This window comes from Cognataquiflexum rubidum (assembly GCF_022538115.1).
In the GTDB taxonomy this organism is placed as follows: Bacteria; Bacteroidota; Bacteroidia; order Cytophagales; family Cyclobacteriaceae; genus Cognataquiflexum; species Cognataquiflexum rubidum.
In genome coordinates, this window is sequence record NZ_JAKZAL010000001.1 from 180,581 (window position 1) to 205,386 (window position 24,806).

Consider the following 24,806-nt stretch of genomic DNA (forward strand, 5'->3'; position numbering starts at 1 on the left):
ACATATTTTAACTCACCGGCTTTTCAGTCTTTACCTTCAATCTTCAATTTGTTTCTCCCGCTACTTTGTTATCACTAAATGTGGGTTAACGATCGCAAATTAAGATCTAAAAGACCATGTCAGGAATCACCAATTTCTATCCATAATAGACAAATCAAATGATATTTGAAAACCCATAGTCAAAACAAAAAATACTGATATATTTCAGTAATCGGCCAAAAAAACATCATTCAGGGATTTTTTGAAGAATCCGATACCGATAGATCGATTTGCGATTCGATTTTTATATTCTATCAAGTATTCAAACTTTCCAAAAAAAAAATGAAAAACTGTTGAACACTCATCAAAGAAACAACCAAAAAAAGGCTGCCCATTATATGTGGACAGCCTTTTTAAAAAACCCTAGTTTGATTATAATTTCAATCCAAATGTAAAGTAAACAGTCCTTCCCTCACCCGGCATAATTCCTGGCCCAGGATAGCCGCCTGCCCTTCTGGTAAAATACATTTCATTGGTCAGGTTATTGACCCCAGCCTTGAAAATATAGCGTCTTTTGATATCTGTAGAGGCTGAGATGTCCTGAACCCGATAAGCTGGAATCAAACCGACTGTTGCAGCCGCATTGGGCAAAACGGTATTGGAAGCATCCGAGAAAGCATCTCCGATATCACTCAATTGCCAAGTCACTGAAAATCTGCTGTACCGATACGTTACTCCGTACCTGTTGATCTTTCGGGGGGCATTTTCGACCCGGTTTCCTTTGAGATTACCCGAGACAATTTCACCCTCCCTGACGGAAGTCGTGGCAAAATCCCCGTATCGGGCATCCACAAAAGCAAGTGAAGCAAAAAGGTGTAGGTACCCAAATCTGGAAGTTTTGGTAAGGGCCGAAATAGGGTCAAATTCAACATATCCCTCAAAACCCTGGCTGACTGAATTGCCCAAGTTGGTACGGAACTGTGAGATAGCGCCATTATCATCCTGTACAGCAATAGTCCCTATCCTGTCTGCGTAGTTCAGATAAAAATACCCCACATCAAACTTCATCCAATTCTGAATGGCACCCCGGTATCCAAGATCAAAATTGAAACCCCTTGAGTCCTGCAAATTTTCATCGATGATATCTGTAGTAGCCGGAGGGGTTAGGTCCGATATCAGCACAGGCCTGTAAGCTTGGGAAAAATTGGAATAAAACTCCATGGATGGGGTGATTTTATACTCAGATCCGATACCCACCAAAAGGAAATTCCTGGTCCTGTTTTGTGGAAGCAATACCTGTTCTTGGTCATTGACGATATTGAACAATCCTTCCATATTAGAGTAAATCCTCTCATATCTCAGGCCTGTGGTCAAAAGCCACTTGTCAGAAAACCTGAACACATTCTCTGCAAAGGCAGCTTGGTTGATATTGGTAAAGTCAAAATCCCTTCTGAAAATCCCGCCGTCAATAAGGTCAAAGTTCATTTCCGTGCCATTGTCTCCTGCACCCACTTGCTTTCTGTCGATAAAGCCATTGAAATACCGAAGCCCGGCTGCCAAGGTATTTGCCTTGCCAAACAATGAATACTCGGTGATCATCCTGACTTCCGAACCATAGGTAGTGTAGAAATCCCTGTCCACCTGTCTGTTGCCCATGTCATCCTCTTGGTTTATTGGACGCATAAAACCCACAGAGTTTCTTTCTGCAAATGTCCCGAAAGTCTTCCAGCTCAGCTTGGTTTTTTCGCTGAGGATATATTCGGCTGTCAAAGCCGGGATAAACCAAGGCGTGCTGAACCAATTCCTTTCCCGTGAACTTGACCTGGGATCGGTTTTGAACTGCTCATCAGTCAGACCACCCGGCTGTTGGCTTTCGGTATCCATATAAGTCATTTCCAATCCGATCATCAGGCGGTTGTTCGCGGCGTAATTGACCTCCACATGGGCATGGTCGGTATTGAAATAGCTGTTTTCTCTCCAGCTATTCCCCACCCGCTTTTGGTAATAGGCTGTATAGCTCCATTTTCCTTCTGTTCCCCCGAGGTAATTGAAAGTGCTAAAAAGCCCATTGCTACCGACAGTGTTCAACGTCTCGAAGGTAAAACGCTTGGATTTGTCAGGCTTGCGCATGACGAAGTTCATCAATCCTCCAAATTGGGAACCATATTGGATGGAAGAAGCACCACGGACGATTTCAATCTGTTCTACCACTTCCATGGGGGGAGTGTAATAAGCCTCCGGATACCCCATGGGGTCGGGAGTGATGTCATATCCATTCATCCGTACATTGAACTCCCAGGAGCGGTTTGGATTCAAACCCCGGGCAGCTACTCCCAACTGTATGCCCGAACCGTCATTTTCCCAGATGGAAATGCCTGGCGTTCGGCTAAAAATCTGACGGCTGTTGTTCATCGCAAGGTTGGCATTGATCTCTCCCACCCTGATCACTTCATTTTTCTTTCCGGCATTGATGCGGAAGCGGTCCACCTCAGGAAGCCGCTCCTGTCCCATAATCCCCCGACTTACCGAGAATTCAAAGGCATCCAAGGAGACCATGGCCTCCTCCAGTGTGATATCCAACTCCTTATTTTCCTGACTCATAATGCTAAAAGGAATGCTGACTTCCTTATAGCCGAGCATGTTGACTTTGAGGATATAATCTCCTTCGGGAATATCCTTGATGGTATAACCGCCCGAAAGGTCAGACTGCACTCCCCTTACGGTACCTTCCAGCGTCAAAGCCACACCCGGAACAGCCTGCTTGGTCTCATCCAAGACTTTTCCTTTTAATACATTCTTTTGGGCAAATGAAACATTCATCCCTATCAGTAAAGCACTTACAATCGTAAAAACCAGTTTCATGTTTTATGTATTGTATTTATTTGGATTAATTTTAAATAATAACACAATATTAAGAAATCGTCCTTTTAAATTTTAATTTTATTTAGATTAATTCTATTTAAATTATTTTTATGGTAGACATTACATTTATTTATGGATTAAAAATCTTGGGGATAGAGATTCATTTTTTATGCCTAAAGATTAAAACTGAGGATAATCTGACCATAGACCCCTGCCGACAGTCCAGACTTCTCCGCCGTGGCGGAGCCACTGCAATTGCACTTCAATCCTGGTTTTATTGAGTTGGTTATATGAAAGCGTACTTCCATTTGATTTTTATTTTTGAAAATAGACAGGTATTTTCTTATGGATTTAATAAAAACTATAGGTCCCTGTTTTTCCTAAAACTATACATTCAAATATTTATATGTATAGAAAATTGAAAAATCTATACATATTACCTTATATTAGTATAGAAAATTCGAAAATCTATACATTATGGCAGAATCTAAAAAATGGGTTTTGAAACCACTTCCCTTATCAGAAGACCTTGAAACCAAGAAAGTCCTTAAATGCTTACCTGCCGCCCACGCTGCCTTGGCTGAACTGAAAGGAATAGCATCGACTATCCCAAATCAAAATATCCTGATCAATACCTTAGGGCTTAAGGAAGCAAAGGACAGTTCCGAAATCGAAAATATTGTCACCACCCATGATGAACTGTTCAAATCCGCATTAAACCTTGCCTCTTTCCAATCTATGGAGGCCAAAGAAGTTCAAAATTACATTTCAGCATTGAAAAAAGGCTTTGATCTGACTTCTAAAAAGGGACTTTTGACCAATAATATCATTTTACAAATCCAGGAAACTCTTGAAGAAAATAATGCCGGATTTAGAAAACTTCCGGGAACCACGCTCAAAAATGCTGCAAATGGAGAAGTGATTTACACCCCACCACAAAATCCTGAGGAGATAATCAAGTTGATGGATAATTTGGAGAAATTCATAAATGAGCCTCAAATGTCTGACTATGACCCATTGGTAAAAATGGCAATCATACATTACCAGTTTGAACGTATCCATCCATTTTATGACGGCAACGGAAGAACCGGAAGGATAATGAATATTCTATATTTGATTTTGGAAGGACTTCAAACTGTGCCTATCCTTTACTTAAGCAGCTACATTATCAAAAACAAACCAGATTATTATAGATTGCTACAAGAAGTGAGGGAGAATGAGGCTTGGGAGGAATGGTTGATTTATATGATTAAGGGGATTAAAGAAACCTCCAAAGAAACAGTTGAATTGATACTCAGGATCAAAGAACTTATGGCAGTTTTCAAAAACAGACTAAGGGATAATTACAAATTTTATAGCCAAGAATTGCTTAACAACCTGTTCAAACATCCCTATACAAAGATTGAATTTTTGGTAGAAGACTTGGGGGTGACTAGACTCACCGCATCAAACTATCTCAATAAACTTGCAGATGATGGGGTTCTCCGTAAAGAAAAACTTGGAACCGGTAACTACTACGTTAACGAACCTCTGATAAGTATTTTATCTAAAAGGTGATTCTACAGCATGATGATCGCTTCTTTGCCTGTAATCCAATATCCTACTCCAAACGGGGATGCCTCCTGCAGTTGAAATTGTATAGTAAAACTTTGAAAACCGGTCACTTCCCCAGTTTTTTTGTTTACAATAAAAACGCATTTTGCATGCCATTCTTACCAGCGACTAACCCCCTATGAAATTCTTCCGAACCGGGCTTTCCCTGCTCTTCACCATTTTAATTTTTTCTTGCGAATCCCCATATAATCATTCCGGTTGGGATACCTCCAAAGTCCAAATCGCACGCGATGAATTTAGAGTGCCTCATATTTTTGGACAAACAGATCCAGATGTCGCCTACGGTTTGGCTTGGGCACATGCCGAAGATGATTTTGAAACTATCCAAAAAACATTGCTTGCCGGGAAGCGAATGTTGGGAAGGGTTTATGGTCAAGACGGTGCTGCGGTGGATTTTTTTGGGCATTTGCTCCAAACCGTTGAAATCGCAGAGGCCAAATATGAATCGGCCTATTCAGAGGAATTCAAAGCGATTTTGGAGGCCTACGCCGCAGGAATGAACGACTTTGCATTGGCACATCCTGAAGAAGTTTTATTCGAAAAAGCTTTTCCTGTCAATACCAAAGAAATAACGGCGGCATATATTCTCTCCCTTGCCCAGATGTCAGGAGCAGATCGGGCTGTTCAACAAATTGTCTCCGGAAAAGTAGAAACCGTTCCATTTGATGCCGATCCAAAAGGCTCAAATGCCATTGCCATTCACCCTTCCCGAACGGACTCAGGTGAAGCATTTCTAGCCATCAATTCCCACCAACCCCTGGACGGACCTGTAGCTTGGTATGAAGCACACCTCCATTCAGAGGAAGGATGGAATATTCTTGGGGGACTTTTCCCAGGTGGGGCGATGATTTTTCATGGAGTAAATGAAAATCTTGGATGGGCACACACGGTTAATTTCCCCGATCTCTTGGATCTGTACCAATTGGACATCAATCCGGAAAATGAGGATCAATACCAAGTAGATGGGGAATGGCTGGAATTGGAAGAAGAAACAGTTTGGCTTCGTGTAAAACTCTGGGATTTGATCACGATTCCCTTTCCAAAGAAAATATGGAAAAGCATCTACGGTCCTACCATGGTGACTGAACAAGGAACATTTTCAATCCGCTTGGGTGCCTTGGAGCGAATCGGAGCGCCGGAGCAATGGTGGAGAATGAACAAATCCCGGAATTTCAAAGAATTCAGTGAAGCCATGTCGCGGATGGAACTTACAAGTTTCAATACTGTCTATGCAGATAAGTATGACACAATTTTTTATGTGAGCAATGGCCTGATCCCCGTCAGAGATCCATCCATAGATTTCACCGGAACGGTGGCCGGAAATACCAAAAAAGCCCTGTGGACCAGCTACCATGACTTTGAGGATCTGCCGCAACAATTCAATCCTGCTTCGGGATTTTTATTCAACACCAACCATTCTCCTTTTAAGGCGAGTGGATTGGCAGACAATCTCAATCCGGACAATTACCCCAAATCGATGAATTACCTACTGCGGGACAATAACCGATCGACCCGATTCCGTGAATTGATACCCGACTCGGGGAGGATTTCCTACGAGCGTTTCAAAGAAATCAAGTACGATGGACAATTGCCCGAAAAACTGGCTTTCCGTACCAATATGGAATCTCTTTTTGGCCTAAACCCAAGCAAATATCCCGAAATCGCAAAGCAGATCGAAACCATTAACAACTGGGATAAACACTCGGGAATCGAAAATGAAGGTGCAGCAGTTTTTGCTTTTGTCTATTACTATTGGTGGGACAAATTCGCTGAAAATGGAAGGAGTTGGGAAACCACACTTACCGAAGAAGAATCTGTGGAAAGTCTCAAAGCTGCCAAAAATCATTTTAAAACCCATTTTGGAAAAGAATTGGTGACCTTGGGAGAATATCAAAAACTGGTAAGAGGCGACAAAGCACTGCCTTTGCAGGGAATTGATGATGTGATCACAGCCATGCGGTCATTGCCTTGGGAAAAAGGGATGAGGAAAGGCACACAGGGAGAGTCCTATATTATGATGGTTCGCTTTGGGGAAGGCCTTCCAAAGATCGAGACAATCAATGTCTTCGGAGCAAGCAATGACCCTGACAGCCCCCACTTTGATGATCAGATGGAACTTTTCCTCGGTCAAAAGCTGAAGCCGATGACATTGGATAAGGCCGAGGTCCTGAAAACAGCGAAAGAGATTTATAATCCGGGAGGTAAGAAGTGACTATATGATATGCCTTCTGACGAGGAATAAAAAATCCTTTTCTAAATCCATACATATCAGCAAGACCTCATTCGTCACCTTTAGGAATGGATAATTCAACCAATCCTTATCTTTGAAATTAAAATAAAACAATCAAATCATGTTTGAAGGCCCAAGCTATCCTAATGCATTAGATGAATCGGTTTTTGAGGAATGGCTCGCAAAAGGGCGATTAAGCAAAACACCTTTTGCCTATCTATTGGTCATTTGGGATGAACTGGACCGCACCTACATCCCGGTATATATCGAACAGCGGAGTGAACTGAAAAATTTTGCCCGCTATGGTCAGGCTCCTGATCATCAACTTTTGGTAGCTGCTTACGATCTGTATTCTGAGACGAGGGTGGTGTAGGAGGGTAATTCAGGAGTTGAATAATCGGAGAACTGAAATTGGTCAACAAGGATTGAGGATTTAAGTTTCCTTATTATACAGTGTAACTTTCCGAATATACATCCATCAAGAAAATCATCTTGAAAAGGGGTGAGATTTGGTCAAACAAAACACTAAAACTATGCGCCTATCCAAAATCTTTCTCCTTTTATTAATTTTTCGATTGTCTCCTATTTCTGCCTATGGACAAATCCATTTTGTACAAAAAGGGCAGATGAAAATAGGGATAAAAGTCACCTTAAATGATGAGGTCCTGGACATTGATAGTTTATCTGACTCATTTGACCCTAGGACAGGCGTTCCTGTAAAGCTAGTAATTCCGGAAGGAAGTTCCTTGGGGATTGTATCTGATTCACTTGGAGATGATCTTGATATTGCTTTGCTTATCAATAACGAAAGCGCTACTGATTTTAATCAGCCCATTATAATAAAGAATGGATTCGCTATGGGTTCCTCACCTGGTTCTGAAAACAGTTATGTTTTTATAGATAAAAAACGACAAGATACGCTCGAAATCAGCTGGCAAGTTGACTATAACCAGGTAGAACTGGCTGACTTATATCCCGCTGAGTTTTTCAAAAACTATGTAGCGCTACAGATAAAATATATTTTTGAATCTTATCCTGACTCTTCCCAATACGATTGGAAAAGTAAGGAGTATATATCCGAATTGAATGACAGGGGTTTGCCCGTTAATCCAAAGTTCCCTTATTCTCAGAATGGACTTTATTTTGTTGTAGATCAATTGGTTGAAGGGGCAGAAGTTCAATTGGTCGGTTTTCATTCTGCACCACAGGCACTCAATCAAGATGACCCCTTTGCACTTTTTCTTTATGAAGATCTAAAACCCGGCAATTATGAGTTTGTGGTCTGGCCCTATAAAAATGCACCTGATTCAATTACACTCAGATATCCCTTCTCGATAAGTAACCCATGGTGGAAGGAGACACTTGCCCTTGTACTTTTTACTTTCTTGGGTGTTGGTCTCCTTGGGCTTATCCTTTTTCTGTTCTACAGATCTGCACAAAGAAGAAAAACGCGGGAATTGCAATGGGCCCAACAACTTACCCAAGCTGAACTGAAAGCCATTCGTGCTCAACTGAACCCTCATTTTTTATTTAATTCACTTAATTCTATTCAGAATTTAGTTAGTCAAGGGAAAAATGAACTGGCCAATTCATATCTCCGTAAACTGTCCAAATTCCTCAGACGTGTACTATCTGTCTCGGAAAAACAATTTCATGAGCTCGAACGGGAGTTAGAGTTGATAGAGCTTTACCTAGAATTGGAGAAGCTGCGTTTTGCGTTTTCTTCAAAAATCAAAGTTTCAAATGACGTGGAGCTAGGAAATCTTGTACCAGTGATGCTTCTCCAACCCTACATCGAAAATGCGGTTAAACATGGCGTCGCTTCAAAGGGAGAAGAAGGAGAGATCCTAGTTTTGATATCAAGAGATGGCGAATTCATGAAAATCGAAATTTTGGACAATGGACCTGGACTTTCCGAACCAAAGGAGTCTTCGGCAGGAATCCATTTAGGAAATGCGCAAATTAAAACCCTAAATCATATATATTTGAAAGAGGCATCTGTTGAAATTTCCAACAGGGAAGATCAAAGTGGGGTAAAAGTTTCTATTAAGCTTCCAATTGAATGATGGGATACCATGCGTTGATTATCGATGATGAGGCCGGAAATCGAGAGTTTTTGGCTACGCAAATTAAGCAACACTGCCCCTCCATTTCAAAGGTGAGAGAAAGCTCTTCTGCGGCAGAAGGCATTTTGGTAGTAAAGAACAATGATATTGATGTGGTTTTTCTGGATATTGAAATGCCTGGAGGAAATGGGTTCGATTTTTTGAATCAAGTTGGGGAAGTAAACTTCCACATCATTTTTGTGACGGCTTTTGATTCTTATGCGCTAAAAGCTATAAAATACAGTGCTTTGGATTATTTGTTAAAGCCTGTCGATCCTCTTGAACTAGTCCAAGCAGTTGAGAAATTACACAGGAATCAATCAGAAAAGGAAAGACTGGAATTGCTTAAATATAACCTTAGTAATCGGGAAGACCGCCGCATTGCTCTACCCACTCAAGATGAAGTAGTCTTTGTCCTTATTGGCGACATTATACGCCTTGAAGCAGAAGCAAATTACACTCGGATTTTTATAGATAAAAATCCCCCCTTGTTATTATCAGGTAACATAGGGCATTTTGAAAGGTTTTTGCACGATACCCGATTCTATCGGACACATCAGTCGCATCTGATCAATAAGGACCACATCCGTAAATATATCAAAACTGAAGGCGGATATTTCCTGATGTCAGATGGTACTCAAGTCCCGGTTTCTAGATTGAAAAAGGAAGAGGTAAAACGGCTCTTAATGTAAAAAAAATCAGGTATCTACTTAACCCAATTAAAAAAATTTGAGTTGAACTTGGGATGAACTGGACCGCACCTACATCCCGGTATATATCGAGCAGCGGAGTGAACTGAAAAATTTTGCCCGCTATGGTCAAGCACCTGACCACCAACTTTTGGTAGCTGCTTATGATCTGTATTCTGAGACGAGGGTGGTGTAGGAGGGAATGTTGGTCAGGTGTAACTGTCACGAAATTTCTGAACAGTTTGTAACAAATCACATTTCTCCAAAGTATTTAAGACATCTTCCTTTGATTGGGGTGGTTTTTTCAACCTGGAAACTAACTTTTCAAAACTTCTAGTGACTGCATCATGGTTTTCAGAAATGAAATGGCTAACAAATTCATCGGGATGGATTATCTGTAGTTTTATTGTATTAAGGATTGGTGACTGAAAATCCTTAAGATTGGCAGTAACTAAAAAATCTACATCGGCCTCCACAGCAGCCGCCAAGACATGTCTGTCATCAGGATCCTTTAAGGAAAGTCCATCTATGTGTTTTTTGTATCCTTCAACCGTCGCATCCGGAAAAGCCTCATTCATCAGATAAATAGTTCGATCGATCCTCATTTGCTCTAAATCAGGCCTGTTTATCAAAAGGTTTCTACTCCACTCATGCTGGATTTTCTCTGACCAAAATGGTTTAAAAAGATCGTCTTCTGCTAAGCTTAACAATAGGTCCCGGACGGGCGCAGGGTAGAGTACATTGGCATCTAGTAGTGCAGAAATCATAATCTCCGATTAGTAACCTAAGCCCATTTCTTGAGCTTCCTGAGCAAGCAAATCCAAAGCTTTTCTTCTTTTTTCGCGGAGTACCGAATCATATTTCTGGATATCTTCAGGCAGAATCCTTCTATGCGATCCTACCTTTTTATAAGGAATTTTACCTGTTTCCAAAAGTTTGACCAAATGGGGGCGGGAAACTTTCAGAAAATCAGCCGCTTCTTGGGTACTCATTTCACTTGAAGAAGAGATGATTTCAACAGATTTCCCATCTGCCATTTCATCTAAAACTTTTTCCAGAAGCATGACAGCTTTTCTTGGTACAGAAATAACCGTTCCTTCTACTTGAAAAACCATCAAATGCTGATTTTTTGTCCTTCCTGAGATTCTTCTCAATGCTGCAACCGACTTTCCGGCTACTTTTTGATCTTCTGCCGATGGTTTATTGATGGATGAAGCCATAATAATTTTATTGTTTCTGTGAAGATAATAAACGAAACAAACGAAACAAAGGTTTGGATTTAAAAAGTGGGGAAAAGTCAGGCTTCCATAAAATGCTAATGACATAAAAAAGCATCAAATCTTGCGATTTGATGCTTTTTAATTTTCTTAGTTCTGCAAAGGCCAATAATCTTTGAATGTCCAAGTCACCACCGTGCGCTAGATGAATCGGTTTTTGAGGAATGGCTGAAAAAAGGGCGAATGAGCAAAACACCTTTTGCGTATCTATTGGTCATTTGGGATGAACTGGACAGCACCTACATCTCCGTATATATCGAGCAGCGGAGCGAACTGAAAAATTTTGCCCGCTATGGTCAGGCTCCGGACCACCAACTTTTGGTAGCTGCTTATGATCTGTATTCTGAGACGAGGGTGGTGTAGGAAAAATGTTGCAATAGCACATCGAAATTTAAAGAAGTAACTCAGCTAAACCGCAAAAACAGGTTATTCTAGCACTGAAAGACATAATGAACCAAAGGATTGAGCCCAAAATCCCTGATTGAAAACTTCCATTTTTTAAAAGGAGGAAGGAAGCGTAACTAATCGGAAGCTTGCATCAGACCTTGACTAATCACCGCCTACAAAATTTTGCTTTTGAATTTAAATAAAAACTTGAAATTGAGGGTATCAAATTGTCACCAATTAAAAACCCAAATCCTATGAAACGATTACTCGCCTTAATATTTTTGGTTTACTTCAACTCACTTGCACAGGTACCCAAAGAACTATCTAGTGAATTGATCATTGTAAAGGTGAAATCTGGAAAGGAGAAAGTTGTAATCAAGGAAAATAGGCACTTTGAAGCTCCAAATTGGAGCCGAGACGGCAAATTCTTGATCATAAATGCCGGGGGTTTTTTAGAGAAAATTGATTTAAAGGGGAATAATCTGGGCAAGATCAATCCAGAAGGAATCAACACTGTCAATAATGACCATGGACTAAGCTTTGATGGCAAAATTCTGGTGTTTAGTAAAAATGATAGGGATGCAGCTCCTACCAACAATTCCCGAGTCTATATAGCAAATGCCGATGGCAGCAACCCAAGATTAGTAACACCTAATTTTCCCAGTTACTGGCATGGAATAAGTCCTGACAACAACTTTCTCATCTATACCGCAAGAAGAAACGATGATTGGGATTTGTTCAAAATCCCTACTCAGGGCGGAACAGAAATCAATATCACAAATACAGCGGGGCTGGACGACGGTTCGGAGTACAGCTACGATGGAAATTGGATTTATTTCAACTCCCACAGATCAGGCAGAATGCATATTTACCGAATGAGAACCGATGGATCCGGCGTTGAACAACTGACCGAAGACGAACTCGATAATTGGTTTCCTCACCCGAGTCCTGACAATAAATCAATTGTTTACATTTCCTATTTGGAAGATCAGAAAGCAGGACATCCTTTTGGCAAAGAAGTGAAGCTGAGAATAATGAATCTGGAGACCAAAGAAATTAAAGACATCACTCCTGTATTCTACGGGGGTCAGGGAACAATCAATGTACACAGTTGGTCTCCTGACGGAAAATCTATCGCATTTGTACGCTATATTGACTTGACAAAAAAGTAATATCTGATTAATTTCTTGCCTGACGATTTGATTTTTTTTCGTCAGGTATAAGGTTAACCAACTGAGCATAGAAGGGTCATAAAACGACGAAACCTCAGATTTCTCTGAGGCTTTTTGCTCCCCCTATTGACAGAAGCTGCAGTAGATTGCTTGCACTTTCGATTCAAATTAATGAAAAACTTATATCTACCCATTTGATGCCTTTCTTAATTTCTCGTAAAAAAACTGAAAGTATTAAACTTAATCTTCAATTTATATCCTTGATTTTATTTTATCGAGTTATGCAGGATTTCTTATTACTATGTATTTTTAGATTAAAAAAAGGCCATGAATGAAATTTCCCGTAAGGAATTTTTGAAAATGACAGCAATGTCAGGTGCAGCCATTCTTCTATCATCCTTAGAATCTTTTGCAAAGGAATCCAAAAGCCCAAAACTCAGGATAGGTGTGATAGGTTGCGGAAGTGTTAGCAACAGATATATTCCACATTTACAAAGTTCATCACTCATTGAAATAGTGAGTCTGTGTGACATCAAATATGAGCGGGCATTGGCTCAAAATCAAGAATATAAGGTAAACGCCGCCACCTATCCGAACATAGATGACATGCTCAAGGGAGTGCCTTTTGATATGATGATCACACTTACTGACATGCAACAACATGGACACTTGAATAAAAAAGCATTAATGGCTGAAAAACACGTTTGGAGTGAAAAACCAATCGCTAACACTTTTGCTGAGGGAAAAGCTTTGTTAGCATTGGCCAAAAGTAAGAATTTACGATTATGGGGAGCTCCAGCTGTTGTAAATAGTCCACAGTTTTCATTTATGGCAAAATGTATTCATGAAGGGAAATTAGGAAGAGTTGCCAGTGCCCATGGTCAATATGGGCATACCGGCCCAGATTGGTCTTCTTTCTTTTATGAAAAAGATGGTGGAAGTATGCCAGATCTTGGAGTCTATAATATTGCAACCTTAACAGGATTACTTGGTCCTGCTTTATCAGTAATGGCAATGACCAGTATAGTCAATCCAGAGCGCATGATTTATGAAAAAGGATTGGTTAAAGTAGAAGTAGAGGACAATGCACACATATTAATGGATCATGGCAAAGGAATTATAAGCCATATAATGTGTGGATTCAATTATTTTGATCCTCATGGCCATGAGGCGCATGGTCAACAACTGCATTCCATTCAGATTTTTGGGGATAAAGGGAATTTGAGATTAATCGGTTACGATTGGGAAACCAACGGTGTTTATTTGGATGATTCTTACGATCATCCAGCAACTTTATATCATCAAGAGACTGGCGGTTATGTTTGGCAAGAGGGCGCCACAAAAGTAGCTGAATCCATAATCAACAAAACCGAACCTAAAATCAATGTTGAGCATGCATTGCATGTTCTTGAAATTATGGAAGCGGCACGAAAATCTTCAGCAACAGGGACAAAAGTCAAACTTCAATCTGAATTTAAATATCCCCTTTATGCGGGACTCTAACCACTGAGCTAAAATATCAATAAATGAAAAAGCCTCAAATCTCCCGATTTGAGGCTTTTTGCTCCTCCCGTAGGTACGGCTTGAGCTTATCCCGTACGTACGGGACATGATTATTCCCGCACATGCGGGACTCTAACCAACTGCGCTAAGGAGCCTCCAGGTACAAATCCAGGGTCTATCAATTTGAGGATTAAGTTTCTAGACTTTTGTTTTTTTATGAATTTTTCTACTTTTCCCGCGTCCCCTCGCGTTCCCTCTATCTTAAAGACAGCACTTAAGATCCAAGGCCTGTAGTCAGATGTATATTTATGTAACTTTCCGCCGTTATGTTCTTCTTTTCGTCTCCAGGGGTCTTCAGAATGCCCTATGTAAAATTTGTCAAAACGAGGAGAATAGAGTATGTAGATGTAAAAGTTCATGAGGTTAAAAATGCAAAAAGCCTCGCATTTCTGCAAGGCCTCTTTGTTTTTGCTCCCCCTCTAGGGCTTGAACCTAGGACCCCATGATTAACAGTCATGTGCTCTAACCAACTGAGCTAAGGAGGAATTTTATTGGTTTTATCTCTTTTGACCCCATGATTAATCCCGTACATACGGGACTCAACCAACTGAGCTAAGGAGGAATTTTATTGGTTTTATCTCTTTTGACCCCATGATTAATCCCGTACATACGGGACTCAACCAACTGAGCTAAGGAGGAATTTTATTGGTTTTATCTCTTTTGACCCCATGATTAATCCCGTACATACGGGACTCAACCAACTGAGCTAAGGAGGAATTTTATTGGTTTTATCTCTTTTGACCCCATGATTAATCCCGTACATACGGGACTCAACCAACTGAGCTAAGGAGGAATTTTATTGGTTTTATCAGACCCTTTGGTCTAAGGTGATGCAATATTAGCAGGTTAAGCCATTTTTTCCAAACTGCCTCCACAAAAAAATTGGAATATTATCAACTGCAACTTAATTATTCCTATAAATCAGGGACTTATTTTTAATTCCTCTTCCCATTTCCCCATTTATGAAAGTAATGATGCCTAGAAATATGATATCTATTCTAATTCTGGTCTGGGAATTAATAGCCCGCTACATCCGTCTTCCGACTTCGGTCTTCCGTCCCGCTTGAAGAAAAATATAGTGTTTCCGGCAAATAAGCGGATACCCACATCACATCTCATTCCTTCCCTTCAACCACTTGTTTCATCAAAAGCTTGTTATAAATATAGGTGACTCCCAAAACCATCAGGCCGGCAATCACTGCCAACAATACATTATAATAGGCAGGGGCCGACAAGGTCAGCCTCAGGAATATCGTCGCCAAAGCAAAGGAGGAATACCTGAAAAGGTTATAGTATTTGGTAGTATACCGAAGAGAAAACAACAGGATAAACACATCTGTGAATATCAGCAACGTATAAAACAACTTGATACTGTAAATAAATTCATGGGTCTGATAGGCTGTGAAAATGTCATATATCCCCAAAAGTATAAAGGAAGCCGTCAGGTAAATAGACATTAACTTTTTGATAGACACAAATCCCTTTTGCTCCTCATATGTTCTAGTAATCCGGATATGTTTTTGTGCTCTGTAAAAAAGCCCTGTGATCAAAAAAATCAATACAGCACCAAAAGCATCGGACACAATGGGGAGTAGTTCCATCAAAAACCCGACTTCCCAAGTCATGTCTCCCAAATAATGCCCAAACTCCTTGAAGGCATCCCGCAGCAAGAGCAGGGAGATGATCTCAAACTGCTTCCCAACAGAATCCGCCACTGACTTTGGAATCAAAAAAATCAACCCCAACACTTCAAATACCAAAAGCACATTGAACGCCAATTCGATGGCGTAAAAGGAAGTAAATTTCTCACCAAATTGAAAAATATTTAGGTAGGAAAGCAGTCCCATCAGCAGACCTCCAACAAAAAATAGAACTACTATATTGCTGATCCACTTTGACACGGAGTCGCTTTCCCAGTGTTCATCCAATAAATCGAAAATTCCAATCTGCCAATCAAAAAACCTTTTTATCATACCTATACAACTTCAATTTTCAGATTTGGTTATCAGCCATTTATGGCATCTGTTCCCCGTTTATATTTCTATTATCCAATAAATGTAAACAAAAGACAATCTTGAGGAAGGAGATAAAAATCACACACGTATTTTTTTTAAATTGAGAACAAAAATGTAAATGAAGTTCCAATAACTCAGCCACCAACCCAAAAAAACCAATCTTATGAGTCAACATATCAATAGGCGGGATTTTGTTCGCTACTCTGTCCTTACCGCATTGGGACTACAATTTTTACCTTTCCAAGGACTCAAAGCCGCCGCCTCTGACCGGGTCAGGATAGCCCACATTGGCCTCGGCGGAATGGGTTTGGCACATATGAATTGGTTTGCCAACTTACCCGAAGCTGAGATCGTCGCCCTCTGTGACGTCGACGAAGAACACGCCAAGGAAGCTTTGACCCAACTCAAAAAAATCCATCCGGATACCAAAGCCCAGATTTATACCGACTTCAGAAAAGTTCTGGAAAGGAAGGATATCGATGCTGTCACCATCGCCACACCGGACCATTGGCACGCACAGATCGCCATTTTGGCATTTCAGGCAGGCAAAGATGTCTATGGAGAAAAGCCGCTTTCCTATTCACTGAGAGAAGGACAGTTGATGTTGGCTGCGCAAAAGTCAAACAACAGGGTTTTTCAGTTGGGCACACAGATCCACGCCGGAGACAATTACCACCGTGTGGCCGAGATCATCCAATCCGGGGAGTTGGGGAAAATCAAAACAGTGAGGCTATGGAAAACCGGCGAACCCCCGCTCATCGAAAAACTCAACTATCAAACCCCTCCACCAAACCTGAATTGGGATATGTGGCTTGGACCTGCCCCCTATTCAGAATACGCCCCTGAAAAATGTCATTTCACCTACCGCTATTTTATGGATTATTCCGGAGGTGTGTTTCAGGATTTTTGGTGCCATATCGCTGATGTAGTGTGGATGTCCATAGCGCCAAGCGGACTGAAATCCATTTCGGCCAAAGGAGAAAAATCCGAAGGCGTAGGCGATACCCCAAAATGGATCGATGTGGATTTCAAATTCAAAAAACTCAAACTCCATTGGACCTCCACGCCTCCCCCTGTCCAAGGTGCCGAGAAAATGGGAATAGGAGCCTATTTCGAAGGTACAAAAGGAAACCTGATCTGCGATTACAGTACCATGGCCATCCACATGAATGGCCAAACTTTGACTGATATTCCAGAAATCGCCAAGTCCATCCCAAGATCGCCGGGCCATCAACAGAATTTTCTCGATGCGGTCAAATCCCGTCAGCAACCTGAATCCAATCTTGAATATGCGAGAGGAATGACTTTACCGATGCATTTGGCACTGATTTCCTACAAACAGGAAAAATCTTTGAAATGGGATGCAAAGAAAGAACTGTTCCTAAAAGATGAAGCTGCCAATGAATTGTTGTTCAGACCTTACAGGGAAAAATGGAACCTCATCGGTGCATAATTTCTTCATAATCATTACCTTTTACCCATCAAACAACAAAGACCAATCCAACCACTATGGAAAAATTCACAATATCTGTCAACGGAAAAAACCACGAAGTGACCGCTGATCCGGACATGCCACTGCTTTGGGTTTTAAGAGATTTGCTCTCGATGAAAGGGACCAAATTCGGTTGTGGTCAGGCACTTTGCGGAGCCTGCACGGTACATTTGGATGACGAAGCCATTAGATCCTGCAGCACTCCCATCTCTACTGTTGGAAGCAGGAAAGTCACCACTATCGAGGGTCTGGATAAGGAAGGCCATCACCCACTTCAGGACGCTTGGGTGGAGCATGTAGTTCCCCAGTGCGGTTATTGTCAAACTGGTCAGATCATGACTGCGGCGGCTTTACTTAAGAAAAGTCCAAACCCGTCAGATGCTGAGATCGAGGAGTCCATGGCAGGAAACCTCTGTCGCTGCGGCACCTATAACCGCATCAAAGAAGCCATACTCACCGCATCCAAAACCCTTTAATCCTGAACCCAAAACATCAAAATATATGATGCCGAACTTCCCATTTTTAAAAAACAAAAAAGCTGAAGACAAGAGCGAAGTCTTTGTTCCTTCACGCAGGGATTTCTTGAAACTTAGTTCTCTGGCTACCGGAGGATTCCTTTTGGGAGTCAATTTCCAATGTGCCGGCCCCAAAGGTGAAACCATCACTTTTGCCCCCAATGTATTTGTCAGCATCACTTCTGACAATGAAGTCACCATCGTTGCTCACCGATCTGAAATGGGAACGGGCATCAGAACCTCCTTACCTCAGATCGTTGCGGACGAATTGGGAGCGGATTGGTCTAAGGTGAAAATCGTGCAGGCCGAAGGCGATGAAGAAAAATATGGAAACCAAAACACCGACGGTTCATTTTCTGTCAGGATGTTTTATGAACCCATGCGAAAAACCGGGGCGACGGCAAGACACATGCTTATCGCCGCCGCAGCCAAAAAATGGGAGGTAAGTCCCACTGAATGCCATACGGAAAATTCACAGGTCATCCATTCTTCAGGCAAGAAAATCGACTTTGGAGATTTGGTAGCTGAGCTCAAAGACATGCCATTGCCGGATCCGGCAAGTATCACTTTGAAGGAATTTTCAAGCTATAAACTGATCGGCAAAGATGTCACCATCTATGATGCCAGGGATATCACTACAGGCAAGGCGGTTTTTGGTGCTGACGTGGATCTGCCGGGAATGCAGGTAGCTGTGGTCCGTAGAAGTCCAGTCATCGGTGCCAAAGTCATTTCTTTCAATGATGCCAAAGCATTGGCAGTGCCGGGAGTAAATAGGGTAGTGAAGATCGATGGTGCGGGAATTCCTCCGGGATTGGACAAAGCCTTGGAGGGTGTTGCCGTCATTGCCGACAATACATGGGCCGCGATGAAAGGCAGGGAAGCGTTGGAAATAGAATGGGACTTGGGACCAAACCAAACTTACAACTCTGCCAAACAATTGGAAGAAATGCTTCAAAGTACTGCTAAGGACGGGAAAGTCAGAAGGGAAAGAGGCAACTTTTTGACAGCGCAAAGGGCTGCAGGAAAGGTTTTGGAAAGAACTTATCTGGCTCCTTTCTATGCACATGCTACCATTGAGCCACCTGCTGCCATCGCCCATTATCAGGGAGACGGCATCTGTGAAATCTGGGCACCTACACAGCATCCCCAATGGGCAAGACAGGCAGTAGCAACAGCTTTGGAACTTGATCTGGATAAGGTAAAGATGAATGTCACTTTACTCGGAGGAGGATTTGGAAGAAAGTCCAAGCCTGATTTTGTGGTGGAAGCAGCCCTGCTTTCCAAAGCCGCCAAATCACCGGTGAGGGTTCAGTGGACAAGGGAGGACGACCTCCATTTTGACTTTTTCCACTCACACAGTGCCCAAAGGATCAAAGCGACGATTGACAAAGACGGGAACTTCACCGGATGGAACCACCATACTGTTTTTCCTGCAATCGGAGCAACAGGCAGTACCACTGAACTTCATCCCTCTGATGGTGAATTGGCTTTGGGCTGTACGGATTTTCCATATGATGTACCAAATATTAAAATTGAAACACACGAATCAACAGCCCATACCAGAATCGGATGGCTGAGGTCGGTGAGCAATATCCACCACGCTTTTGCCATCGGATGTATGATGGATGAAATCGCTGAAGCACGAGGTATCGATCCTGTAAAGCACGCCCTTCAGATGCTCGGTGAGGACCGCAATCTTGAGTTCAAACCTGAAACTGACGGGAAATATGAAAACTATGGCGAGCCGATAGAAACATTTCCATGGAATACAGGAAGAATGAAAAAAGTGATTGAAAGGGTTGCCAAAGAAGCCAATTGGGACCAAAAGCTGGCAGAGGGAAAAGCGGTTGGCTTTGCAGCGCACAAGAGCTTCCTGACCTATGTCGCTTGCATAGTGGTAGTGGAAAAAGGCAGTTCGGGCAAAATCTCCATCCCTGAAGTCTTCTATGCGGTGGATTGTGGAATCGGAGTCAATACAGATAGAATCCGCTCACAGTTTGAAGGCGGGTCACAGTTTGCGACAAGTTTGGCGACCACTTCAGCCATCACTTTCGAGAATGGAATCCCACAACAAAACAATTTTGATGGCTATCAAATCATCAGGATGCCCCAATCGCCCAAGAAAATCCATGTCCATATCCTAGAGAGTATGGAAAAACCAACGGGTGTCGGCGAGCCTCCGGTACCTCCTTACATCCCGGCTTTGTGCAATGCGATGTACAAGCTGACAGGAGAAAGGATCTATCAGCTGCCTTTTAAGGCATAAATGTGTGCCAAGTTCAACTCCTTCAGAGTTGTTGTTTCTTCAGATTAGCTAAAAGCCCCCAATTACATTGGGGGTTATTGTTTTTCAAGTACTCCGTACTTGCCACGACAAAAAAACCAACCAGCCTTAGAAGTGCTTCTACGACAATATCCGCAGGTGAAACCCAGAGGAGCCTTGGAAAGGCTTCCAAAATAATAACCGCGGGTGAAACCCGTGGATGAGCAAACCAGGATGAAACCAACAACTCCAGAGGAGTTGAACAAAATCCGTATCAAGAAGGTAGATTTGAAAGAAATCACTGAATCCTAAAGAAGCCTTGAAAAGGCTTCAACAATAATAACCGCGGGTGAAACCCGTGGGCCAACCAAATAAAAGTGTCTGAGACAACTCCTTCAGAGTTGTCTCCAGACCCAGTCAAGTAGGTGAATTTTTGCAAAAACACTGAATCCTAAAGAAGCCTAGGAAAGGCTTCAACAATAATAACCACGGGTGAAACCCGTGGACCCATGAATTTATGGTGTCTGCGACAACTCTGAAGGAGTTGAATTATTTAAAATATTTAACTAATTTTATTTTACACATACCCTTTTTAAAATATGAGCAGTTACAAACAGATCATTTACCACCTGATTTTTGGAACTAAACGAAGAGAATTCACAATTCCAGAATCTCATTGCCTTGAACTCTATAAATACATCTGGGGAATCACAAAAAACAAAAAATGCACCCTCTATCGAATAAATGGGATCGGAGACCATATCCATATTTTGACTGATTTACACCCAAGTCAAAGTTTAGCAGACTTTATCAAGGATATCAAAATTGCAAGTAGCAATTGGATGAAGGAAAATCCTGATTTTCCTAATTGGGATGGTTGGGCACTAGGTTATGGTGCATTTACCTACTCAAATAAAGAAAAACCAAATCTTGTTGAATACATCAAAAATCAAAAAGAACACCATAAAAAAGAATCCTTCTATGATGAATATAAGAGGCTATTGATCGAAAATGAAATTGAGTTTAAAGAGGAGTATCTTTTCAAATAGAATATGTTCAACTCCTTTAGAGTTGGCCGTACCCTTACATATCTCTGGCCCCCCAATTACATTGGGGGGTATTGTTTTTCAAGTACTCCGTACTTGCTCTTGACCTGAAAACCAAAGAAGCCTTGGAAAGGTTTCCACAATGATAACCGCGGGTGAAACCCGTGGATGAGCAAACTAGCATGAAACGGACAACTCAGGAGGAGTTGAACCAATCCCTCAAAGGCTTCCCTTCCCTATTGGCGTCTCATCACATTCCACATCTCCGACTACATATTGTAGCCCGTTCAAATAGAACCTGAGCAAATCCGGATTTTCAAAACTTTGCGCATTGTGGGAAGGCGAGCAAAACATCACTTTTCCTTTGCCCTGCGTCCTGATCCATGCCACGTAAGTTTTCCCTTTGGTCAAAGGATTTTTCTGATCGGTAATTTCTGCGTTGTTGAAGTACAGCAAAGGCTTGAAATCCAAATCTGCATAGGCATTTTTGTAAAAATAAGGTTCATCGACATGTTTGAAACCTGTGGCAGGAAATGCCTGCACCAACGGATGCTTTGGATCGGCCAACCCTATCTGAAGGGCTTGCTGCGGCGGATGGTAATCAAAACTCGCCCCCACCAACTTGCTGAAAGCGCGGGAATTGTTTTGGGTGACTACCGCCCCATGTACCAATAATAAGCCTCCACCTTTCTCTACATATTTCAATAAATTCTTTTCCAATTGAAGTGCCTTCTTCATCAATCCCGCACTGTCAGCATCGGATTTCGCTCGGAGTTTATCCCAAAAAAGGTTGCGGTGATCTTCTTTAGAGCAGGTGTTGTTGAGTATGACTGCATCATATTTGGCAAGGTTTTTTGATTCAAACATGCTGAGATCCTTACTTCCTGTGACCACAAAAGCACCGCTCTTTTCACTGATGATCTTGATCATTTCCTCCGTATGCGGAATCACCCAATGTTCATATCCTGTATGAAGGGAGAACACAAGGATGTTCTTCCTCTCAGAAAAGGGAAAAGTCGCTTTCTCAGGAGCAAGACCATAAATCTTTTCCTTCCATGCTTGGTCCAGTTTTACTTCAGGAAGGTCTTGTCCCCGCGCCCAAGAAACCTGTAGCAAAAGAAGTAATGCAAATACAATCTTATTATTCATCGGTGAAATCGTATAAACGGTGGCCAAATTTTTTAAGGAATTTAATAAATTACACATCCGAATAACTTAAAAACCAATGACATTCAAAAGACTTTTATTTATCACTTTTGCTCCAATTATTTTTTCCTGCAATTCTTTTTCCCTAAATACAACCATGGAAGAAACCTCAAACGGTATCAATTTTAAAGCCTCCGGCCAACTCCTATTGACATACCAGACCGCAAAAGCAGATGTACCTGCCGGTGTCAAACCTGAGTTCCGTAAGTCAGGATTTATCCATCCCCTTGCCTCACCCTCAGGTCAAGTCCTGACTAGAATACAGCCACCGGATCATTACCACCATTATGGGATTTGGGGACCATGGACAAAAACGACGATCGAAGGAAGGGAGGTGGATTTTTGGAATTTGGGAGACGGAAAAGGCCGCGTGGATTTTGAAAAAGTCATTTCCAAAAAGACAAATTCTAAGTTTTCAGAATTGGTGGTCAGGCAAAACCACATGGATTTATTGGCTCCAAAAGGCCCGCAATTGGCGCTCGAGGAAGACCTTTCCATCCGAGTCTGGAACAAAGAAGGGGAAAGGTATCTTGTAGATTATTCCACGACGATCTCCACTCCATTGAAATCCAGTGTCAAATTAGAGGCTTACAGATATGGAGGGGGAATCGGCTTCAGGGCAACTGAAATTTGGGATCCTTCAAACAGCACCATTTTGACTTCAAAGGGATTAGACAGGAATGGGGCAGACGGAAGTTTTGCCAAATGGGTGATAGTTGAAGGTGTCAGCGATGCCTCATCAGGAAGAAGCGGAATCCTCTTTCTCAGCCATCCTTCCAACCGGGCACATCCAGAACCACTAAGGGTTTGGCCAGAAGACGACCATGATCGCAAAGGAAATGTGTTTTTAGAATTTTGTCCTATCAGACACGAATCCTGGGAAATCCTTCCAGGCAAAAAATATACGCTTCATTACAGAATGGTCGTCTTTGACGGAAATATGACTGCTGCTGAAGCAGAAGAATATTGGAAAACCTTCTCAAAAAACTGACCAAAAACCATATTGATTATCTCCTCATGAAAAGAAGAAACTTTATTAAAAACAGCGCTATGGCCTCAGCAATCATTGGATTTCCTACGATCGTTCCCTCCTCGGTTTTTGGGAAAAATGCCCCAAGCAACAAAATCAATATAGGTCAGATTGGATGTGGGCGGATCGCAAGGGAACATGACCTTCCGGGAACATGGCAGCATGATGTAGCAAGAATAGTGGCCGTCTCAGATGTTGACAGCAAGCGGATGCGTGAAGGAAAGGAACTGATCGAGCAGTATTATACCAAAAAAATGGGCAGTCCTTATCTTGCCGTGAAGCAATATGCAGATTATCATCAAATGCTCCAAGACAAAGAAATTGACGCAGTCATCATCAGCACGCCGGATCATTGGCATTCCCAACCTGCCATGGAAGCGGCTTTGGCAGGTAAGCATATTTATCTCCAAAAACCAACTTCCCTGACCATCAAAGAAGGTCGGCAATTGGTAGAAACCATCAACAAAACCAAAGTAATCCTGCAACTTGGGACCCAACAACGTTCCAGTTTTCAGTTTAGGCGCGCAGCGGAATTGGTCAGAAACGGCAGGATCGGAAAACTGCATACCGTCAGGATAGGTTTGCCAGGTGATCCCTCAGGGCCTGAAGCTCCTGCAATGCCGGTCCCGACCAACCTAAATTTTGACATGTGGCTTGGGTCTACGCCGGAAGTACCCTTCACCGAAATCGGCGTTCATCCTCAGCAGGACTATAGCCGTCCGGGATGGCTCCGGCTGGAAAATTACGGGGCCGGAATGATCACAGGTTGGGGCCAGCATCACTTTGATTCAGCGGCTTGGGGAATGGACACTGAACTGACAGGACCAAGATTTATCGAAGCAGTGGCAGAATTTCCACGGTCGGGACTTTGGAATGTCCACGGAGATTTTATGGTCAAAGCCGAATATGACAACGGCATCACGATGCTCACAAGCGGCGGCTATCCCAACGGAATCCGATATGAGGGATCTGAGGGATGGATTTGGGTTTCGAGAGGGGATTATACAGCATCGGCAAGTGATCCAGTCGCCCAAGGAAACAACGCCAAAGCTTTGGATGCTTCAGATCCAAAAATCCTTCAATCCGAAATCGGAGCGGGAGAAATACACCTATACGAAAGCGAAGAACACCATGGCAATTGGCTCGATTGCATCCAAACAGGTAAGCAACCGCTTTCTCCTGCCGAGATCGGTCACCGTGCCTGTTCTGTTTGCTTGGTCAGCCATGTGGCCATGAAAGTGAGAAGGAAACTCGAATGGGATCCAAAAGCGGAGCGCTTTGTCAATGACGAGGAGGCAAATTCCCACCTAAGCAGGCCACAGCGTGCTCCTTATGGAACAGATCACATCAAAGTCTAATCA

20 protein-coding genes and 1 tRNA gene are annotated in these 24,806 nt (G+C 42.2%); 14 read left to right on the forward strand and 7 right to left on the reverse strand.

Features of this window, described 5'->3' with window-relative positions:
• Positions 1 to 411: 411 nt before the first annotated feature.
• A complete protein-coding gene (locus tag MMU05_RS00745; RefSeq protein ID WP_241139773.1) occupies positions 412 to 2,841 on the reverse strand; it encodes a TonB-dependent receptor in 2,430 nt (809 codons plus the stop codon).
• 477 nt (positions 2,842 to 3,318) lie between these two features.
• On the opposite strand from MMU05_RS00745, the gene MMU05_RS00750 reads away from it, so the two are divergent.
• The 5 genes from MMU05_RS00750 to MMU05_RS00770 all read left to right on the forward strand — a co-directional run bounded on the left by MMU05_RS00750 (position 3,319) and on the right by MMU05_RS00770 (position 9,482).
• Positions 3,319 to 4,398 (forward strand): Fic family protein, encoded by a 1,080-nt coding sequence (locus tag MMU05_RS00750; RefSeq protein WP_241139774.1) that lies wholly within the window; start codon positions 3,319 to 3,321, stop codon positions 4,396 to 4,398.
• Between the two features lie 175 nt (positions 4,399 to 4,573).
• Positions 4,574 to 6,667, forward strand: a complete 2,094-nt coding sequence (locus tag MMU05_RS00755) for a penicillin acylase family protein (RefSeq protein ID WP_241139775.1) — start codon at positions 4,574 to 4,576, stop codon at positions 6,665 to 6,667.
• Positions 6,668 to 6,806: 139 nt separating this feature from the next.
• Positions 6,807 to 7,058, forward strand: a complete 252-nt coding sequence (locus tag MMU05_RS00760; protein WP_113924153.1) for a hypothetical protein — start codon at positions 6,807 to 6,809, stop codon at positions 7,056 to 7,058.
• Between the two features lie 253 nt (positions 7,059 to 7,311).
• Positions 7,312 to 8,751: a sensor histidine kinase gene (locus MMU05_RS00765; RefSeq protein ID WP_241139776.1), complete on the forward strand. Its 1,440-nt coding sequence runs from the start codon at positions 7,312 to 7,314 to the stop codon at positions 8,749 to 8,751.
• Positions 8,748 to 9,482 (forward strand): LytR/AlgR family response regulator transcription factor, encoded by a 735-nt coding sequence (locus tag MMU05_RS00770; RefSeq protein WP_241139777.1) that lies wholly within the window; start codon positions 8,748 to 8,750, stop codon positions 9,480 to 9,482. The genes MMU05_RS00765 and MMU05_RS00770 overlap by 4 nt, the downstream gene beginning before the upstream one ends.
• Before the next feature lie 206 nt (positions 9,483 to 9,688).
• Here MMU05_RS00770 and MMU05_RS00775 read toward each other — a convergent pair whose 3' ends face one another.
• Positions 9,689 to 10,246, reverse strand: coding sequence for a PIN domain-containing protein (locus MMU05_RS00775; RefSeq protein WP_241139778.1), 558 nt, complete (start codon positions 10,244 to 10,246; stop codon positions 9,689 to 9,691).
• A gap of 9 nt (positions 10,247 to 10,255) precedes the next feature.
• The gene (locus MMU05_RS00780; protein WP_241139779.1) at positions 10,256 to 10,699 is read right to left on the reverse strand and encodes a helix-turn-helix domain-containing protein; all 444 of its coding nucleotides are present in this window, start codon (positions 10,697 to 10,699) and stop codon (positions 10,256 to 10,258) included.
• Positions 10,700 to 10,939: 240 nt separating this feature from the next.
• Here MMU05_RS00780 and MMU05_RS00785 point away from each other — a divergent pair, with 240 nt between their 5' ends.
• From MMU05_RS00785 to MMU05_RS00795, 3 genes are all read left to right on the forward strand, one after another.
• Positions 10,940 to 11,119 (forward strand): hypothetical protein, encoded by a 180-nt coding sequence (locus MMU05_RS00785; RefSeq protein ID WP_241139780.1) that lies wholly within the window; start codon positions 10,940 to 10,942, stop codon positions 11,117 to 11,119.
• Positions 11,120 to 11,397: 278 nt separating this feature from the next.
• Positions 11,398 to 12,315, forward strand: a complete 918-nt coding sequence (locus MMU05_RS00790; RefSeq protein WP_241139781.1) for a TolB family protein — start codon at positions 11,398 to 11,400, stop codon at positions 12,313 to 12,315.
• Positions 12,316 to 12,642: 327 nt separating this feature from the next.
• Complete coding sequence (locus MMU05_RS00795; RefSeq protein ID WP_241139782.1) at positions 12,643 to 13,818, forward strand: Gfo/Idh/MocA family protein; 1,176 nt, start codon at positions 12,643 to 12,645, stop codon at positions 13,816 to 13,818.
• A gap of 110 nt (positions 13,819 to 13,928) precedes the next feature.
• Here MMU05_RS00795 and MMU05_RS23130 read toward each other — a convergent pair whose 3' ends face one another.
• From MMU05_RS23130 to MMU05_RS00805, 3 genes are all read right to left on the reverse strand, one after another.
• A complete protein-coding gene (locus MMU05_RS23130) occupies positions 13,929 to 14,237 on the reverse strand; it encodes a GIY-YIG nuclease family protein (RefSeq protein ID WP_418884450.1) in 309 nt (102 codons plus the stop codon).
• A gap of 52 nt (positions 14,238 to 14,289) precedes the next feature.
• A tRNA-Asn gene (locus MMU05_RS00800) sits at positions 14,290 to 14,363 on the reverse strand.
• A gap of 630 nt (positions 14,364 to 14,993) precedes the next feature.
• Positions 14,994 to 15,851, reverse strand: coding sequence for a hypothetical protein (locus tag MMU05_RS00805; protein WP_241139783.1), 858 nt, complete (start codon positions 15,849 to 15,851; stop codon positions 14,994 to 14,996).
• 205 nt (positions 15,852 to 16,056) lie between these two features.
• On the opposite strand from MMU05_RS00805, the gene MMU05_RS00810 reads away from it, so the two are divergent.
• The 4 genes from MMU05_RS00810 to tnpA all read left to right on the forward strand — a co-directional run bounded on the left by MMU05_RS00810 (position 16,057) and on the right by tnpA (position 21,212).
• Positions 16,057 to 17,346: a Gfo/Idh/MocA family protein gene (locus MMU05_RS00810; RefSeq protein ID WP_241139784.1), complete on the forward strand. Its 1,290-nt coding sequence runs from the start codon at positions 16,057 to 16,059 to the stop codon at positions 17,344 to 17,346.
• Positions 17,347 to 17,402: 56 nt separating this feature from the next.
• Positions 17,403 to 17,861, forward strand: a complete 459-nt coding sequence (locus MMU05_RS00815; protein ID WP_241139785.1) for a (2Fe-2S)-binding protein — start codon at positions 17,403 to 17,405, stop codon at positions 17,859 to 17,861.
• Between the two features lie 25 nt (positions 17,862 to 17,886).
• On the forward strand, positions 17,887 to 20,166 hold the full coding sequence (locus MMU05_RS00820) for a xanthine dehydrogenase family protein molybdopterin-binding subunit (protein ID WP_241139786.1): 2,280 nt from the start codon (positions 17,887 to 17,889) through the stop codon (positions 20,164 to 20,166).
• Positions 20,167 to 20,762: 596 nt separating this feature from the next.
• Positions 20,763 to 21,212 carry an IS200/IS605 family transposase gene (gene tnpA, locus MMU05_RS00825; protein WP_241139787.1) on the forward strand — a complete coding sequence of 150 codons (450 nt, stop codon included), beginning with the start codon at positions 20,763 to 20,765 and terminating at the stop codon, positions 21,210 to 21,212.
• Positions 21,213 to 21,428: 216 nt separating this feature from the next.
• Here the strand turns inward: tnpA and MMU05_RS00830 are convergent, their stop codons facing one another.
• Positions 21,429 to 22,358, reverse strand: a complete 930-nt coding sequence (locus MMU05_RS00830) for a ThuA domain-containing protein (RefSeq protein WP_241139788.1) — start codon at positions 22,356 to 22,358, stop codon at positions 21,429 to 21,431.
• 154 nt (positions 22,359 to 22,512) lie between these two features.
• Between MMU05_RS00830 and MMU05_RS00835 the strand changes: the two genes are divergently transcribed.
• Positions 22,513 to 23,406 (forward strand): DUF6807 domain-containing protein, encoded by an 894-nt coding sequence (locus MMU05_RS00835; protein WP_241139789.1) that lies wholly within the window; start codon positions 22,513 to 22,515, stop codon positions 23,404 to 23,406.
• A gap of 26 nt (positions 23,407 to 23,432) precedes the next feature.
• On the forward strand, positions 23,433 to 24,803 hold the full coding sequence (locus tag MMU05_RS00840; protein WP_241139790.1) for a Gfo/Idh/MocA family protein: 1,371 nt from the start codon (positions 23,433 to 23,435) through the stop codon (positions 24,801 to 24,803).
• The last annotated feature ends 3 nt before the right edge of the window (positions 24,804 to 24,806 follow it).

What these genes read in the sequence shown, in the direction of transcription:
- MMU05_RS00755 (WP_241139775.1), top strand. Translation starts at nt 4,574, where the DNA reads ATGAAATTCTTCCGAACCGGGCTTTCCCTGCTCTTCACCATTTTAATT.
- MMU05_RS00810 (WP_241139784.1), top strand. Translation starts at nt 16,057, where the DNA reads ATGAGTCAACATATCAATAGGCGGGATTTTGTTCGCTACTCTGTCCTT.
- MMU05_RS00760 (WP_113924153.1), top strand. Translation starts at nt 6,807, where the DNA reads ATGTTTGAAGGCCCAAGCTATCCTAATGCATTAGATGAATCGGTTTTT.
- MMU05_RS23130 (WP_418884450.1), bottom strand. Translation starts at nt 14,237, where the DNA reads ATGAACTTTTACATCTACATACTCTATTCTCCTCGTTTTGACAAATTT.
- MMU05_RS00835 (WP_241139789.1), top strand. Translation starts at nt 22,513, where the DNA reads ATGGAAGAAACCTCAAACGGTATCAATTTTAAAGCCTCCGGCCAACTC.
- MMU05_RS00770 (WP_241139777.1), top strand. Translation starts at nt 8,748, where the DNA reads ATGATGGGATACCATGCGTTGATTATCGATGATGAGGCCGGAAATCGA.
- MMU05_RS00795 (WP_241139782.1), top strand. Translation starts at nt 12,643, where the DNA reads ATGAATGAAATTTCCCGTAAGGAATTTTTGAAAATGACAGCAATGTCA.
- MMU05_RS00815 (WP_241139785.1), top strand. Translation starts at nt 17,403, where the DNA reads ATGGAAAAATTCACAATATCTGTCAACGGAAAAAACCACGAAGTGACC.
- MMU05_RS00830 (WP_241139788.1), bottom strand. Translation starts at nt 22,358, where the DNA reads ATGAATAATAAGATTGTATTTGCATTACTTCTTTTGCTACAGGTTTCT.
- MMU05_RS00765 (WP_241139776.1), top strand. Translation starts at nt 7,312, where the DNA reads ATGAAAATAGGGATAAAAGTCACCTTAAATGATGAGGTCCTGGACATT.
- tnpA (WP_241139787.1), top strand. Translation starts at nt 20,763, where the DNA reads ATGAGCAGTTACAAACAGATCATTTACCACCTGATTTTTGGAACTAAA.
- MMU05_RS00790 (WP_241139781.1), top strand. Translation starts at nt 11,398, where the DNA reads ATGAAACGATTACTCGCCTTAATATTTTTGGTTTACTTCAACTCACTT.
- MMU05_RS00750 (WP_241139774.1), top strand. Translation starts at nt 3,319, where the DNA reads ATGGCAGAATCTAAAAAATGGGTTTTGAAACCACTTCCCTTATCAGAA.
- MMU05_RS00805 (WP_241139783.1), bottom strand. Translation starts at nt 15,851, where the DNA reads ATGATAAAAAGGTTTTTTGATTGGCAGATTGGAATTTTCGATTTATTG.
- MMU05_RS00775 (WP_241139778.1), bottom strand. Translation starts at nt 10,246, where the DNA reads ATGATTTCTGCACTACTAGATGCCAATGTACTCTACCCTGCGCCCGTC.
- MMU05_RS00820 (WP_241139786.1), top strand. Translation starts at nt 17,887, where the DNA reads ATGATGCCGAACTTCCCATTTTTAAAAAACAAAAAAGCTGAAGACAAG.
- MMU05_RS00780 (WP_241139779.1), bottom strand. Translation starts at nt 10,699, where the DNA reads ATGGCTTCATCCATCAATAAACCATCGGCAGAAGATCAAAAAGTAGCC.
- MMU05_RS00785 (WP_241139780.1), top strand. Translation starts at nt 10,940, where the DNA reads ATGAGCAAAACACCTTTTGCGTATCTATTGGTCATTTGGGATGAACTG.
- MMU05_RS00745 (WP_241139773.1), bottom strand. Translation starts at nt 2,841, where the DNA reads ATGAAACTGGTTTTTACGATTGTAAGTGCTTTACTGATAGGGATGAAT.
- MMU05_RS00840 (WP_241139790.1), top strand. Translation starts at nt 23,433, where the DNA reads ATGAAAAGAAGAAACTTTATTAAAAACAGCGCTATGGCCTCAGCAATC.